General features: G+C 70.6%; 14 protein-coding genes. 7 read left to right on the forward strand and 7 right to left on the reverse strand.

Annotation, left to right across the window (positions count from 1 at the left end; translation table 11 throughout):
- The first annotated feature begins 70 nt into the window (after positions 1-70).
- Positions 71-994, forward strand: coding sequence for a LysR family transcriptional regulator (locus ASF16_RS19020; RefSeq protein WP_056171057.1), 924 nt, complete (start codon positions 71-73; stop codon positions 992-994).
- Between the two features lie 81 nt (positions 995-1,075).
- Here ASF16_RS19020 and ASF16_RS19025 read toward each other — a convergent pair whose 3' ends face one another.
- Complete coding sequence (locus ASF16_RS19025) at positions 1,076-1,717, reverse strand: exopolysaccharide biosynthesis protein (protein ID WP_082517034.1); 642 nt, start codon at positions 1,715-1,717, stop codon at positions 1,076-1,078.
- Between the two features lie 109 nt (positions 1,718-1,826).
- Here ASF16_RS19025 and ASF16_RS19030 point away from each other — a divergent pair, with 109 nt between their 5' ends.
- Together ASF16_RS19030 and ASF16_RS19035 are read left to right on the forward strand one after the other, a co-directional pair.
- Positions 1,827-2,585 (forward strand): aspartate/glutamate racemase family protein, encoded by a 759-nt coding sequence (locus tag ASF16_RS19030; RefSeq protein WP_056171059.1) that lies wholly within the window; start codon positions 1,827-1,829, stop codon positions 2,583-2,585.
- Positions 2,586-2,729: 144 nt separating this feature from the next.
- A complete protein-coding gene (locus tag ASF16_RS19035; RefSeq protein ID WP_056171062.1) occupies positions 2,730-3,800 on the forward strand; it encodes a serine hydrolase in 1,071 nt (356 codons plus the stop codon).
- A 156-nt stretch (positions 3,801-3,956) separates the two neighbouring features.
- On the opposite strand, the gene ASF16_RS19040 is transcribed toward ASF16_RS19035, so the two are convergent.
- The gene (locus tag ASF16_RS19040; RefSeq protein WP_056171065.1) at positions 3,957-4,535 is read right to left on the reverse strand and encodes a hypothetical protein; all 579 of its coding nucleotides are present in this window, start codon (positions 4,533-4,535) and stop codon (positions 3,957-3,959) included.
- A 177-nt stretch (positions 4,536-4,712) separates the two neighbouring features.
- Between ASF16_RS19040 and yjjJ the strand changes: the two genes are divergently transcribed.
- A complete protein-coding gene (gene yjjJ, locus ASF16_RS19045; RefSeq protein WP_056171068.1) occupies positions 4,713-6,053 on the forward strand; it encodes a type II toxin-antitoxin system HipA family toxin YjjJ in 1,341 nt (446 codons plus the stop codon).
- A 174-nt stretch (positions 6,054-6,227) separates the two neighbouring features.
- Here yjjJ and ASF16_RS19050 read toward each other — a convergent pair whose 3' ends face one another.
- Positions 6,228-6,479, reverse strand: coding sequence for a hypothetical protein (locus ASF16_RS19050; RefSeq protein ID WP_056171071.1), 252 nt, complete (start codon positions 6,477-6,479; stop codon positions 6,228-6,230).
- 157 nt (positions 6,480-6,636) lie between these two features.
- Positions 6,637-7,137, reverse strand: a complete 501-nt coding sequence (locus ASF16_RS19055) for a GNAT family N-acetyltransferase (protein WP_056171074.1) — start codon at positions 7,135-7,137, stop codon at positions 6,637-6,639.
- Positions 7,138-7,543: 406 nt separating this feature from the next.
- Between ASF16_RS19055 and ASF16_RS19060 the strand changes: the two genes are divergently transcribed.
- Positions 7,544-8,206 carry a DNA-3-methyladenine glycosylase gene (locus ASF16_RS19060; RefSeq protein ID WP_082517035.1) on the forward strand — a complete coding sequence of 221 codons (663 nt, stop codon included), beginning with the start codon at positions 7,544-7,546 and terminating at the stop codon, positions 8,204-8,206.
- 44 nt (positions 8,207-8,250) lie between these two features.
- Here ASF16_RS19060 and ASF16_RS19065 read toward each other — a convergent pair whose 3' ends face one another.
- From ASF16_RS19065 to ASF16_RS19075, 3 genes are read right to left on the reverse strand one after another with little or no spacing between them, the layout of a single operon-like run.
- A complete protein-coding gene (locus ASF16_RS19065; protein WP_056171078.1) occupies positions 8,251-9,126 on the reverse strand; it encodes a PA4780 family RIO1-like protein kinase in 876 nt (291 codons plus the stop codon).
- A gap of 60 nt (positions 9,127-9,186) precedes the next feature.
- A complete protein-coding gene (locus ASF16_RS19070) occupies positions 9,187-9,954 on the reverse strand; it encodes a tRNA-uridine aminocarboxypropyltransferase (RefSeq protein WP_235507440.1) in 768 nt (255 codons plus the stop codon).
- Positions 9,947-10,552, reverse strand: a complete 606-nt coding sequence (locus ASF16_RS19075; protein WP_056171694.1) for a class I SAM-dependent methyltransferase — start codon at positions 10,550-10,552, stop codon at positions 9,947-9,949. Before ASF16_RS19075 ends, ASF16_RS19070 begins: the two co-directional genes overlap by 8 nt.
- 122 nt (positions 10,553-10,674) lie before the next feature.
- Between ASF16_RS19075 and ASF16_RS19080 the strand changes: the two genes are divergently transcribed.
- A complete protein-coding gene (locus tag ASF16_RS19080; protein WP_056171081.1) occupies positions 10,675-11,910 on the forward strand; it encodes a hypothetical protein in 1,236 nt (411 codons plus the stop codon).
- Between the two features lie 57 nt (positions 11,911-11,967).
- Positions 11,968-12,735: a PQQ-binding-like beta-propeller repeat protein gene (locus tag ASF16_RS19085; RefSeq protein ID WP_156372138.1), complete on the forward strand. Its 768-nt coding sequence runs from the start codon at positions 11,968-11,970 to the stop codon at positions 12,733-12,735.
- Positions 12,736-12,743 lie beyond the last annotated feature (8 nt).

Consider the following 12,743-nt stretch of genomic DNA (forward strand, 5'->3'; position numbering starts at 1 on the left):
CGGTAGCCATGAATCGGCTGTATTTATTTCAACCGCTGGTTGAAAATGGCGTGCCACACCGAGCCCCACCATGCAGCCCCTGAGCCACCTCGAATCCTTCGTCAAATCCGCCGAGTCCGGCAGCTTCTCGGCCGCCGCGCGGCACATGGGCCTGACGCCTGCGGCCGTGAGCAAGAACGTGGCGCGGCTCGAAGACGGCCTGGGGGTGCGGCTGTTCCAGCGCAGCACGCGGCGCCTGGCGCTGACCGAGGGCGGGCAGCGGCTGCTGGCGCAGATCAGCGAGCCGCTGGGCACGCTGGCGGACGCGGTGGCACACGCGGCCGAGGCCGACGGGCAGCCGGCGGGCACGCTCAAGGTCAGCATGGGCCTGGCGTTCGGACGGGCCTACCTGGTGCCGCTGCTCGATGAGTTCTTGCAGCGCTACCCGGCCATCCAGCCGGACTGGCGCTTCGAGAACCGGCAGGTCGACCTGATCGGCGAGGGGTTCGACGCGGGCATTGGCGGCGGCCTCAACCTGAACCCCGACATGGTGGCGCGCACGCTGGGGCAGATCCACCTGGTGGTGGTGGCCGCGCCCGCGCTGCTGCGGGGCCGGCGGGCGCCGCGCCACCCGGCGGACCTCGCGCGCTGGGACGGCATTGCGCGCCGCACCATCCGCACCGGGCGCGTGCAGGTGACCACGCTGCGCAACAAGGCAGGCGATGTGGCACCCGCCGAGCTGCGCCCGCGCATCGTCTTCGACGACCCCGAGGCCATGTGCCAGGCCGCGATGATGGGCCTGGGCATGGCCGTGCTGCCCATGCCGTTTGCGCAGCCCTGGCTCGCGCGCGGCGACCTGGTGCGCGTGCTGCCCGGCTGGTGGGCCGACTCGGGCCCCACGTCGCTTTACTACCCCAGCAAGAAGCTGCTGCCCGCGCGCACCCGGGTGTTCGTGGACTTCATCGTGGAGCAGTTCGCGCAGCGGGGCTTTGCGCAGCGCGTGCGGGGCGATTGAGGTGCTGTGTACCTGATGCTGGGTGCTGGCCGGATGCTGGCCGGGTGAAGGGCGACGCCGGGCCATCAGCCCATCGGATCGTCAGAGCACCATCGACACCACCATCCACACCGCGCCGCAGGTCAGCGCCGACGCCACCACCATCAGCACGCCATCGCGCACCAGCAGGGCCAGGCCGATGAGCGCGATGGCGCCCATCGGGGCCGAGCTGGCGAACGGGAACAGTTCGAGCGGCGGCACCATCAGTGCCAGCCCGATGCAGGCCAGCGCTGCCACGCGCATGCCCACGCCGGAGGTCAGCGCACGCAGGCGGCCATGGAACCAGCGGTCCAGGCGCTGTGCCATCGGGCGCACCGCGGTCACCAGGCGTGCCAGCCGCTGCGCACTCAGGCTGCGGCGCGCTATCCAGCCCGGAATCCACAGCCTGCGCCGCCCCAACAGCATTTGCGCGGCAAACAGCACCACCACGGCCGCCAGGGCCGTGGGCACGCCGGGCACACCGCCCACGGGCGACAGCTCGATCAGCGCGGGCACCACCAGAAAAGGGCCGTAGCTGCGCGTGCCCACGGCATCGACCAGGTCCGCCACCGACACCCGGGCGTCCTGCTGCGCCAGCTCGTCGAACCGGTCGAGGATGTCGCCCAGGCTTTCGGGGGATGCAGAGGATGCAGGCTGGCGCTGGTGGGGCGCGCAGGCAACGGGGGATGTGGTCGACAGCGTCATCCGGCCAGAATGCGCAGCGGGCCAGCTGCCCCATGCCAGACACGGGCGCATGGTGGCGTGGGAGGCGGGGCTGGCATCATGGGGTTTTCGTCCCGCACCGCCTCTTTGCATGACCGCTGCCACGCACACCACAAGCCCTTCCCGTGACACCTTGCCCGCCCAGTGCCGGCCGCTGCACATCGGCATCGTGGGCTGTTCCGCCGAAGGCGCGGCCCTGTGCTACCGCACTCTGTGCACCGAAGGCGCGGCGCTGATGGGCCGTGCGCACGCGCACCCCGAGGTGTCGATGCACACGCCCTCGCTGGCCGACTATGTGGACTGCCTGGACCGCGGCGACCTGCAGGGCGTGGCCGACCTGATGCTCGCATCGGCCCACAAGCTGGCACGCGCAGGCGCGGACTTTCTGATCTGCCCGGACAACACCATCCACCAGGCGTTTGCGCTGGTGCAGCCGCGCTCGCCGCTGCCGTGGTTGCACATCGCCGAAGTGGTGGCGGCCGAAGCGGCAGCGCGGGGCTACCAACGCCTGGCACTGACGGGCACGCGTTGGCTGGTGGACAGCAGCGTGTACCCCGATGCCCTGTCCGCGCAAGGCATCGCCTGCGTGCGGCCCGCCGAGGCAGAGCGCACCGAGATCAACCGCATCATCATGGACGAGCTGGTGCCCGGCGTGATCCGCGCGCCGTCGGTGGCGACGTTTCAGCAGGTCATCGCGCGCATGCAGCGCGACGAGGGCTGCGACGCGGTGGTACTGGGCTGCACCGAGATCCCGCTCATCCTCAGCGACGCGAACTCGGCCCTGCCCACGCTGGATTCGACGCGGCTGCTGGCGCGCGCAGCGCTGCGCAGGGCTGTGGCGGGCCACTGAGCGATAGCTCCCCGGGTCCGGCTCACTTCAACGCACGACCGCGTGGGCGCGCGGCACAGCGCGCCGCCTTTGGCTGCCGCAAAGGTCTGCGCTTCTACACTGCGCGAACGCACCGTCCGCCCACCGCTTGATGAAGGAGTCTGCATGCGCACTCGTCGCTGGCCCATTCGCTCGATCGGCATCACCGTCGGCCTGCTGGCGTGTCTGGCCGGGCCTGCCGCGCAGGCGCAGGCGCAATCGCCCGGGACACCCTGGCGCGAAGACTCCACCCCCGAGGAGCAGACGCTGGATGCCGCGGCGTTCGAGGGCGTGCAGGCCACGCTGGCCACGCCCCAGTTTGCCGATGTCGACAGCGCCGTGGTGGTGCTGCGCGGCCGCGTGGTGTACCGCTTCTACCGCGATGGCGAGCCGGACAAGCTGCGCGACACGCAGTCGGCCTCCAAGAGCGCACTGTCGGCCCTGCTGGGCACGGCCATCGCGCAGGGCCGCATTGCCAGCGTGGACCAGCGCGTGGTGGACCTGGTGCCCGAGTGGGCGCCCCTGAACACCGACCCGCGCGCCGGCACCATCACGCTGCGGCACCTGCTGACACTGACGGCGGGCTTTTCGCTGCCCAGCGACCCGCGCACCCGGTCCGGCAACGCACCGCCGCTGCCCGCGCGCGAGGCGTGGGCCAGGCCGCTGGCGGCAGACCCGGGCCAGGCCTTCGCCTACGACAACTCCGTGACGCCGCTGCTGGCCGCCGTGCTGGAGAAAGCCACCGGCATGCCCCTGCCCGACTATGCGCACCAGCAACTGGTCGGCCCCATGGGGTGGGCCGCGCCGCGCTACCAGGGCAGCATCGTGCACCTGCGCACCCAGGACATGGCCAAGCTCGGCCAGCTGTACCTGCAGCACGGCCAGTGGGACGGCAAGCCGCTGGTGCCCGAGGCGTTCGCCGATGCCTCAGTGCAGGTGCAGAGCACCGGCGGCCCGCCGGTGGGGCTGTCGTACGGCTACCTGTGGTGGGTGGTACCCGGCAAGGCGCCGCGCCCCACCTTCATGGCCAGCGGGTTTGGCGGACAGTTCATCTGGGTGTATCCGCCGATGGACCTGGTGGTGGCCACCACGTCCACCGTGTCGGCCGAAAGCGGGCAACGCGGCCAGGCGCTGCAGTGGATTCGCCAGCATGCGTTTGCAGCGGCGCAGCGGCGGGTGGCGGCGGAGCGGAAGTAGCAAGGCGGGGCGTTGAATCCGCCCTTCCTGGCCTAAGGAGGGACAAGCGCCGCGCTCCCCCGCAAAAGCCCCCTCTCCCCGGCCCTCTCCCGCGGGGGGAGAGGGAGTCAGGCAGGGCGCTGCGGTGGTGGTTGATGGCAGCAGCGCCCCAGGGCGTCAAGGCTGCTTGTTCACGAACGCCACCGTGAGCCCCTTGGCCGTCACCGTGATGGCCCCCGGCTGCAGGCCCATGCCGTCGAACATGGCGGTGTCTTGCGGGCGCAGCTGGTGCAGCGTGACTTCGCCCAGCGACTGCTCGGCCAGCACCGGGCCGTAGGCGTTGAGCAGTTCGTTGACCGCCGGCTTGAGCGTGGGGAAATCCAGTTTGCCCAGCTTGATCTGGTGCGCCCGCAGCGTGCGGTCGCTGGCCTCGTAGCGCAGCGCAAACTCCACATCGAAGGTACCCGCGTGGCTGCGCCGCAGTGCAGCGCCGGCCGCGTCCACCGACATGGTGGCGCCGACGCGGTTCACCTCGGGCAGCAGGCGCAGCCGCGGCGCCTGCAGGGTCAGGTCGAACAGGCCCTGCACCGGCACGCTGCGCGGGAACTTGGTGGCCGTCATCTCCTGCAGCTGCGACAGCGGCACGGTGTAGCTGGGCTGGGCCCACGCGGCATGCCCCGCCAGCGTCAACACCGCGGCGCCGCCCAGGGCCAGGCTGCGGGAGGCGGTGGTCAGAAATCGTCGGCGGTGCAGCATGGCTGGTTCTCTCTTGAAGGGCTGTCGGACACACCGGCGATGAAAAGGTGCCGGGTGATTCACCGCCATCGTGCCACTTCTGCATGGCCTGCGTGCTAATTTATCTATTCATAAATGCATACAAACCATTGAATTCATTGGATTTTCAACGAAATCTATCCATTCATATAATCATTCATGGCCCGCCCACCAGAACTTACCTCCAGAGCCCTGACCGCCCTGCGCCGCCAGGGCGGCGTGCTCACCAGCGCCGAGCTGCAGGAACTGCTGGGCGTGAGCCAGCCCACCGTGTCGCGGGCGCTTGCGCCGCTGATCCACGCGGGCCAGGTGCAAAAGGTGGGCGCGGCACGGTCGCAGCGCTATGTGCTGCCGCGCACCGTGCCCAACGTGGGCAACGAAGTGCTGGTGATGCGCATCGACGCGCACGGCCGCCCGTCTCCGTTTGCACGCATGGTGCCGCTGGAGGGCGGCGCCTTCTGGGTGGACGAAGCCGACGGTGTGAGCGCGCGGCACGACGGCCTGCCCTGGTTTCTGGACGACATGCGGCCCCAGGGCTTCATGGGCCGCACCTTTGCGCACGCCCACCCCAAGCTGCAGCTGGGCCACGACCCGGGCCACTGGAGCGACGACGACGTGCTGCGCGCCATGACGCTGTATGGCGACGACCTGCCGGGCAACCTCATCATGGGCGAGGCCGCGTTCCAGCGCTTTCACACGCTGCCAGCACGCGCCTCGCGGGTGGACTCCGCCGCGGCCTACCCCGCGCTGGCCGAGCAGGCCATGCGCGGCACCCACCCCGGCTCGTCAGCGGGCGGCGAGCAGCCGAAGTTCTGCACCATCACCGCGGGGCGACACGTGATCGTCAAGTTCTCGCCCGCCGGCAACGCGCCCGCCGACCAGCGCCTGCGCGACCTGCTGGTGTGCGAGCACCTGGCACTGCAGACCCTGGCGCAGGCCGGGCTGCCGGCGGCGCCCACGCAGCTGTTCATGGACGCGGGGCGCGTGTTCCTGGAATCGGAGCGTTTTGACCGCACGCCGCTGGCGGGGCCGGGCGCCGACAGCCTGGGCGGCCGCATCGGCATGGTGTCGCTGCAGGTCTACAACGCCGAATACGTGGGCGATATCGACAACTGGGCCGCCACCGCCAACCGCATGGCCGCGCGCCACCTGCTGACCCCCGCCGACGCCCGCACCCTGCGCCTGCTGGAGGCCTACGGCCAGCTCATCGCCAACACCGACCGGCACTACGGCAACATCTCGCTGGTGCTGCAGGATGACGACTGGGCGCTGTCCCCTACCTACGACATGCTGCCCATGCTGTACGCCCCGGTGGGTGGCGAGCTGGTGCCGCGCGACTTTGCCAGCCGCCCCCTGCAACCCACCGCGGCCACGCTGGGCGAGTGGGCCGATGCGCGGGGCCTGGCGCTGGCGTTCTGGCGCGCAGCGGCGGTGGATGCGCGGGTGTCGGATCAGTTTCGGGGCATTGCGGCCGAGAATGCAGGCCATTTAGGCCGCTAGCGCTTATCCATCAAGCGCTGCCAGCTATTATTTCAATAGCTAACGATCTGCCAGCATCTTGGATGCGGATTACAAAATTCAGCGAAGCGGTTCTGGCTGGGCGCTGCGTCGCAGGCAGTACGAGTAGTACGACAAGACGCTGCAACGACGCCAGAAGAGTTTTGTGAGCCGCTCTTAGCGCCCCACCACCGACCAGCCGACCTTCTGATCAGTCTTGTCGTTCTCATACTCCCACGCGGTGCCGCAGCGGTCGCACACATAGCGGGTGATGGTGACGGTGCCGTGGTCGCGCTCTTCCTTGCGGTTGCCGCGCTGCACCAGCTCGGCGTGGCCGGGGGCCTTGCGCCAGTTGCGCTGGATGCCCTGGCACGGCTCGCACAGGGCCATGGGTTTGAGATCGTTCTGTCGGGCCAGGTCTTTGGTCATGGGTGGGGCAGCCTGGGGGCTGTGGTGTGGGGGTGGTTTGCGTGCTGCGGGGCGGCTACTGTAAGGCACCGGCGAACACGGGGGCCCGGCAGGGCGGGCAGGCTTCAAGCCAAATTGGCCTTGAGCGCACGATGATAAAGCGCCACCAGCTATCGAATCAGGAGTGACCACCCATCCCCACCACCAGCGCCTTGTCCATGCGCGCGTTGTGCAGCACCACGCCCGCGCGCTCCACCTGCTGGCGCGCCTGCACCACAAAGCCCTGTGCGGCAAAAAACGGCTCGGCGGTCAGGCTCACATGGGCGTGCAATCGGTTGATGCCACGCTCCACCGCCTGCGCATGGATGTGGGCCATCAGCGCCCGCGCCACGCCCTGGCCCGCAAACGCCGGGGCCACGAAGAACATGTCGATGGTGCCGTCGGCCTGCAGGTCCGCAAACCCGGCGATGGCGCCACCGTCGCTGGCCTGTGCGACGAAGGGCTGGTCGGCCTGCATGCGCTGGGCCCACTGCGCGGCGTCGTGCTCCAGCGGCGCCCAGGCTACGAGCTGTTCGGCGCAATAGTGCTTGCAGGCCAGGCCGTGCACCGACGCGTGAAACACGGCGCGCAGTGCGGTTTCGTCGCCCGTGCGGAAGTGGCGGATGAGGAGGGAGGGCATATGGTGACGATTGGATCAGCGACCTAGCGCGAAGCGCATGGCGGGCGGCACGCACAGGGCCTGTGGGTCGCATGGAAAAGCGCGCGATTGTGCATTAGTGGGCTGCATGCACTGCACACGGCCGCAACAGCAGCGCGCGTAGGCCATGGCGCACAGCACGACAGGCCGCGTCACCGCGCCTGCGCCGCGTGCGGTTCGCTAGTGTTTGGGGTGGCAATCGGTTGCGTCATGGCTCGTACCTGGGCAGGACAACACAGCACTTGTGCACTTGTGCACATGGCCTTGGTCACGCTCCACGCGGCCACCTTGCCCTTCGCTGACCACTCACCGAATCACCCGCCACTGCCTGTCCACCGACCGATCCACCGATGCACCGCGTTCAATTCAAGCCACCAGGATCGCCCACATGCCTCGCCCCTTTTCAACCACCGCACCGCCTGCTGCAGCGCCTTCGCCCAACCCACCACTGGTGCTGGCCACCATCGACTTTTCAGCGCCCGCACACGAGGTGGCGCGCCGCCTGATCGGCGTCACGCTGCTGGTGGACGGCGTGGGCGGGCGCATCGTGGAGACCGAGGCGTACGACCAGACGGATGCGGCGTCGCACACCTTTGGCGGCCCCACAACGCGCAATGCGGCCATGTTCGGTCCACCGGGTTGCGCGTATGTGTACCGCTCGTACGGCCTGCATTGGTGCGTCAACACCGTGTGCCGCGAGGCCGGGCACGGCGCCGGGGTGCTGCTGCGCGCGCTGGAACCCACCCATGGCATCGACACGCAGCAGGCACGGCGCGGGCTGCAGGATGTGCGCCTGCTGTGCGCGGGTCCGGGGCGCCTGGCACAGGCGCTGGGCATCGACGCCAGCTTCAACGGCCAGCCGCTGCACCTGCCGCCGTTCGCGCTGCTGGAGCCCGATGCGGTGGCTGCCGCAGGCATGCCGCCCAACGACGTGGTGACCGGCCCGCGCATCGGCATCTCCAAGGCGGTCGATGTGCCCTGGCGGTTCGGGCTGCGCGGCTCGCGCTACCTGAGCCGCGGGTTCGCAGCGGCACCAAGCGTCGGCAGGTAGCGCAGGCCCGGCTGGCGCGACCACGGCGCGTTGAACGCGGCGTCTCAGCCTGCGGCCATGCGCAGCCTGCGCGCCGCGTCTTCGTCGCGCGCATCGTCGATCTCGCGCAGCACGGCCTGCATGTCCACATCGACGTGCTGAGGCGCGTAGCGACCGGTGAGCGGCGTCTCGTTGGTCAGCAGACCGCCCTGGTACAGGCTCCAGATCTCGGGGCCGTACTGGGTGGTGCGCAGCTCGGGCGCGAACTGGCCGAAGAAATCGCGCAGGTTGGCCACGTCGCGCAGCAGCATGCGCTGGGCGTGGTTGTTGCCGGCAGCGTCCACCGCCTGGGGCAGGTCGATGATGACGGGGCCGTCCGCCGCGGGCTGGCCGTCTTCGCCGGGCAGGTGCGCCAGCAAGATGTTGAACTCCGACAAATCGCCGTGCACCACGCCCGCACACAGCATGCGCACCACCTCGGCCACCAGCGTGGCGTGGTGGGCGCGGGCATCTTCGGGCGTGAAGCTCACGTCGTTCAGGCGGGGGGCTGCGTCGCCGTTGGCGTCGGTCACCAGCTCCATCAGCAGCACGCCGTCGTGAAAGTTGTAGGGCTGCGGCACCCGCACGCCCGCGGCGGCCAGGCGGTACAGCGCATCGACCTCGGCGCTTTGCCACGCGGCCTCCTGCTCTTGCCGGCCGAACTTGCTGCCCTTGGCCATGGCGCGGGCCGAGCGCGAGTTCTTGACCTTGCGGTTCTCGGTGTAATCGACCGCCTGCCGAAAGCTGCGGTTGTTGGCCTCTTTGTAGATCTTGGCGCAGCGGGTTTCGTCGCCGCAGCGCACCACGTAGACCATGGCCTCCTTGCCGCTCATGAGCTGGCGGACCACGGTGTCGATCAGGCCTTCTTCAACGAGGGACTGCAGGCGGGGGGGTGCTTTCATCGGTGCATTTTGCCCGTGTGGCGCCGCCTGCCGGGCCGCGCTGGTGGCGCGGGTACTTTTTCAGCGCGCGCTGCGCAGGCCCATGAGCCGCTGGTGCACGGCATCGCTGGCGTCCACCGGCAGCTGGTGCTTGGCCTGCAGGTAGTGGTCGGTGAACACGTCCAGGTAGGCCTCCAGCGTGTGCGCGGCGTGTGGCTCGCCGGCCAGCTCCAGGCACAGCGCGCCCACCTCGGACGTGCAGAAGTGGTCCATGCGCGTGGAGCGGCGCAGGTGGTAGCGCGACAGCTGCTCGGGCTGCAGGCTGAGCACGGGCAGGTGGTCGAGGTAGGGGCTTTTGCGGAACATCTTGCGCGCCTCGGGCCAGGTGGCGTCCAGCAGCACGAACAGCGGGCGCTTGCCATTCGATGGAGCGACCTCCGTGACCACGCGCTCCGGCGCCACGAACTCGCCGGGGAACACCACGTAGGGCTGCCACTGCGGATCGGCCAGCAGCGCCAGCAGGCCGGGGTGCACCTCGGTGCGCGCCCAGCCAAACGCAAACGTGTCGGCCACCACGTCGGCGATAAGCCATCCGGTGTTGCTGGGCTTGAGCGGCTCGATGTCGGCCATCAGCAGGCACATGCCCGCGCGCGTGGGCACCTCGGGGCTCAGCGCGCACATGCAGTGGCTGGGCACCAGCCGGCAGCCGGCGCAGCGCACGCCCTTGGGGCCGCCGCGCGCGAGGAAGGGCTTGGCGCTGCGGGCCAGGCGCTCGGTGCGCAGGCGGGAGACGGCGTGGGGCGCCACGCTGGCCGGCAGGGCCGTGCCTGGCGCCTCGCTACTACCCACCCGATTGCTCCAGCGCAAACAGCGGCAGCTCGGCTTTGCGGCTGAGCCACACGCCGCCGCCCAGCTCGATCGCGCCCTCTTGCAGGCCGCGGCGGTACAGATCGGCACGGTGGCGGAACACGCGGTTGTCGGTCAGGTCCTCGTCGATGATGTCGCGCTCGTAGTCCTCGCGCGATACCGCCTCCACATACAGCGCGCCTTGGGAGAGGCGGCCCAGGTTGTGCAGCGCGGCCTTGAGGTCCGGCGGGCTCAGGTAGGGCAGCACGCCCTGGCAGATGACGAGGTCGAACGGCTTGTCCGCCGCGTAGTCCACCACCGAACCCTGCTCCCACCCGAAGCGCTCGCACAGGTAGCTGCTGATCTCCACGCCCTGGTAGCTGGCCTGCGGAAAGTGCTGCGCCACGATGCCCTTCCACAGCCCGATGCCGCAGCCCACGTCCAGCACGCGCTGCACCGGCACCCGCAGGTACTTGAGGTAGCTGCACACAAACGTGCCCAGCCGCTCCATGTGCGCCGGGTCCACCACGCTGGTCTTTTTGTCGAAGTAGAAACGCTGGTAGTAGGCCTCGTCAAAAGTGGTGGCGCTGGCGGATTTCAAAGGCGGGTCCTCGTGTCTGGGGGTGGTGCGCACCACCCGGCGGGCGGCAGCGCGAAGGCGCCAAGTATCCCCCACGGGCTGCCACACACCCTCGCGGCGGCACGCTGCGTTAGGCTGTCGCCATGGATTCGCTGATCTCCGCCGCGGCCCGCGCGCTGGCCGCAGGCGATGCCCTCGCCGCGTTGCAGCGCGTGGCACTGCGCGACGACCCATCGGCCCTGGCACTGCGCGGCATTGCCATGGCCCAGCTGGGCGAGCACCCACGCGCCCGCGAACTGCTGCGCCGCGCTGCACGCGGCTTTGGCGCGCACGAGCCCGTGGCCCGCGCGCGCTGTGTGGTGGCCGAGGCCGAGGTGGCCCTGGCCCTGCGCGACCTGGGCGGGCCCACCCACGCGCTGCTGACGGCCGCCGCCCTGCTGCAGGCCCACGGCGACACGGCCAACGCGCTGCAGGCCCGGCTGGTGGCGGCGCGCAAGCTGATCTTGCTCGGCCAACTGGACGCGGCATCGGCTGCGCTGGAAAGCGCCCAGGCCGCCGACCCGGCCACGCGCCGGCCCCCGTCGCTGGTCGCCGTGGCCGAGCTGGCCGCCGCGGAACTGGCGCTGCGCTCGCTGCACATCGGCGCGGCACGCACGGCCCTGCAGCGCGCGCAACAGGCCGCGGCGCAGTCGGGGGTGCCTGCCCTGCTGGCCGAGGTGGCGCAGGCCCACGCGCTGCTCCACCAGCCTGCCGCACGCCGCCTGGCCCACGGCACCGAGCAGATGCTGCGGCTGGACGACGTGGCGGCGCTGCTGGCATCCCCCACGCTGATGGTGGTGGACGCCTGCCGCCACGGCGTGCGCGCAGGCGACACCTGGCAGCCGCTGGCGCGCCGCCCGGTGCTGTTTGCGCTGGTGCGCGCGCTGGCCGAGGCGTGGCCCGGCGATGCGGACCGCGACGCCTTGATTGCCACCGTGTTCCGCACGCGCCACCCCGACGACACCCACCGCGCCCGGCTGCGCGTGGAAATCGGCCGCCTGCGCGCGCTGATGGCGCCGCTGGCCGGTGTGCAGGCCACGCCGCGCGGCTTTGTGCTGCGGCCGCTGGGCGGGCGCGACGTGGCAGTGCTGGCACCGCCGGTGGAGGGCGAGCAGGGCGCGCTGGTGGCGCTGCTGGCGGATGGCGCGACCTGGTCCACATCGGCCCTGGCGCTGGCCCTGGGCGACAGCCAGCGCACCGTGCAGCGCGCGCTGGCCGACCTGGAATCCGCCGGGCGCGTGCGCGCCATCGGGCAGGCACGGGCGCGGCGCTGGCTGGCCGCGCCGCTGGTGGGATTCACGACGATCTTGTTACTCCCTGCTGCGCAGCCGTTTGCCTAAAGTGGCCGCACCGCCCCAGCAACCCCTGCAACGGGCACCCACCCAGGAGCTACCGCCATGACCACCGCGACACCCCACGCCACCCCCACCCCCAACCCCACCACCACCGCGGACACCGCCTGCAGCAGCCAGCCCGGCGGCACCCCGCCATCGCAACTGCAAATCCCCATCGCCGCGCGCCAGCCGGCCGAGGTGGTGCGCGAGTACGGGCCGTTCGGTACCGCGAGCGCGGTCCACGGCGTGACGCACGACGGCCACCGTGTGTGGGCCGCCACGGGCGAGCACCTGGTGGCGTTCGACCCCGCCAGCGGCACCACCGCGCGCACGCTCGACGTGGTGTGCGACGCAGGCACCGCCTTCGACGGCACGCACATCTATCAGATCGCCGAGTCCCGCATCGACAAGATCGACCCGGCCACGGGCCAGGTGCTGGCCACCATCGCGGCCCCGGGCGGCGGCAACGACTCGGGCCTGACCTGGGCCGAAGGCAGCCTGTGGGTGGGCCAGTACCGCGACCGCAAGATCCACCAGATCGACCCCGCCACGGGGGCCATCCGCCGCACCATCGAATCCAACCGCTTCGTCACCGGCGTAACCTGGGTGGACGGCGAGCTGTGGCACGGCACCTGGGAGGGCGACGAAAGCACCCTGCGCCACATCGACCCTGCCAGCGGCGCGGTGCTGCAGCAGCTGGACCTGCCGCCCGGCGTGGGCGTGAGCGTGAGCGGGCTCGAGTCCGACGGGGCGGGGCTGTTCTACTGCGGTGGCGGCGGCAGCGGCAAGGTGCGGGCCGTGCGCCGGCCCCCGGCCCGCACCGCGGCGTGAGGATGAAG

This window comes from Acidovorax sp. Leaf78, from assembly GCF_001422735.1.
Lineage (GTDB): Bacteria > Pseudomonadota > Gammaproteobacteria > Burkholderiales > Burkholderiaceae_C > Acidovorax.

Coding starts and splice junctions, on each gene's coding strand:
- ASF16_RS19040 (WP_056171065.1), bottom strand. CDS start 4,535: ATGCTGCACCGCCGACGATTTCTGACCACCGCCTCCCGCAGCCTGGCC.
- yjjJ (WP_056171068.1), top strand. CDS start 4,713: ATGGCCCGCCCACCAGAACTTACCTCCAGAGCCCTGACCGCCCTGCGC.
- ASF16_RS19085 (WP_156372138.1), top strand. CDS start 11,968: ATGACCACCGCGACACCCCACGCCACCCCCACCCCCAACCCCACCACC.
- ASF16_RS19060 (WP_082517035.1), top strand. CDS start 7,544: ATGCCTCGCCCCTTTTCAACCACCGCACCGCCTGCTGCAGCGCCTTCG.
- ASF16_RS19055 (WP_056171074.1), bottom strand. CDS start 7,137: ATGCCCTCCCTCCTCATCCGCCACTTCCGCACGGGCGACGAAACCGCA.
- ASF16_RS19050 (WP_056171071.1), bottom strand. CDS start 6,479: ATGACCAAAGACCTGGCCCGACAGAACGATCTCAAACCCATGGCCCTG.
- ASF16_RS19025 (WP_082517034.1), bottom strand. CDS start 1,717: ATGACGCTGTCGACCACATCCCCCGTTGCCTGCGCGCCCCACCAGCGC.
- ASF16_RS19020 (WP_056171057.1), top strand. CDS start 71: ATGCAGCCCCTGAGCCACCTCGAATCCTTCGTCAAATCCGCCGAGTCC.
- ASF16_RS19030 (WP_056171059.1), top strand. CDS start 1,827: ATGACCGCTGCCACGCACACCACAAGCCCTTCCCGTGACACCTTGCCC.
- ASF16_RS19080 (WP_056171081.1), top strand. CDS start 10,675: ATGGATTCGCTGATCTCCGCCGCGGCCCGCGCGCTGGCCGCAGGCGAT.
- ASF16_RS19065 (WP_056171078.1), bottom strand. CDS start 9,126: ATGAAAGCACCCCCCCGCCTGCAGTCCCTCGTTGAAGAAGGCCTGATC.
- ASF16_RS19035 (WP_056171062.1), top strand. CDS start 2,730: ATGCGCACTCGTCGCTGGCCCATTCGCTCGATCGGCATCACCGTCGGC.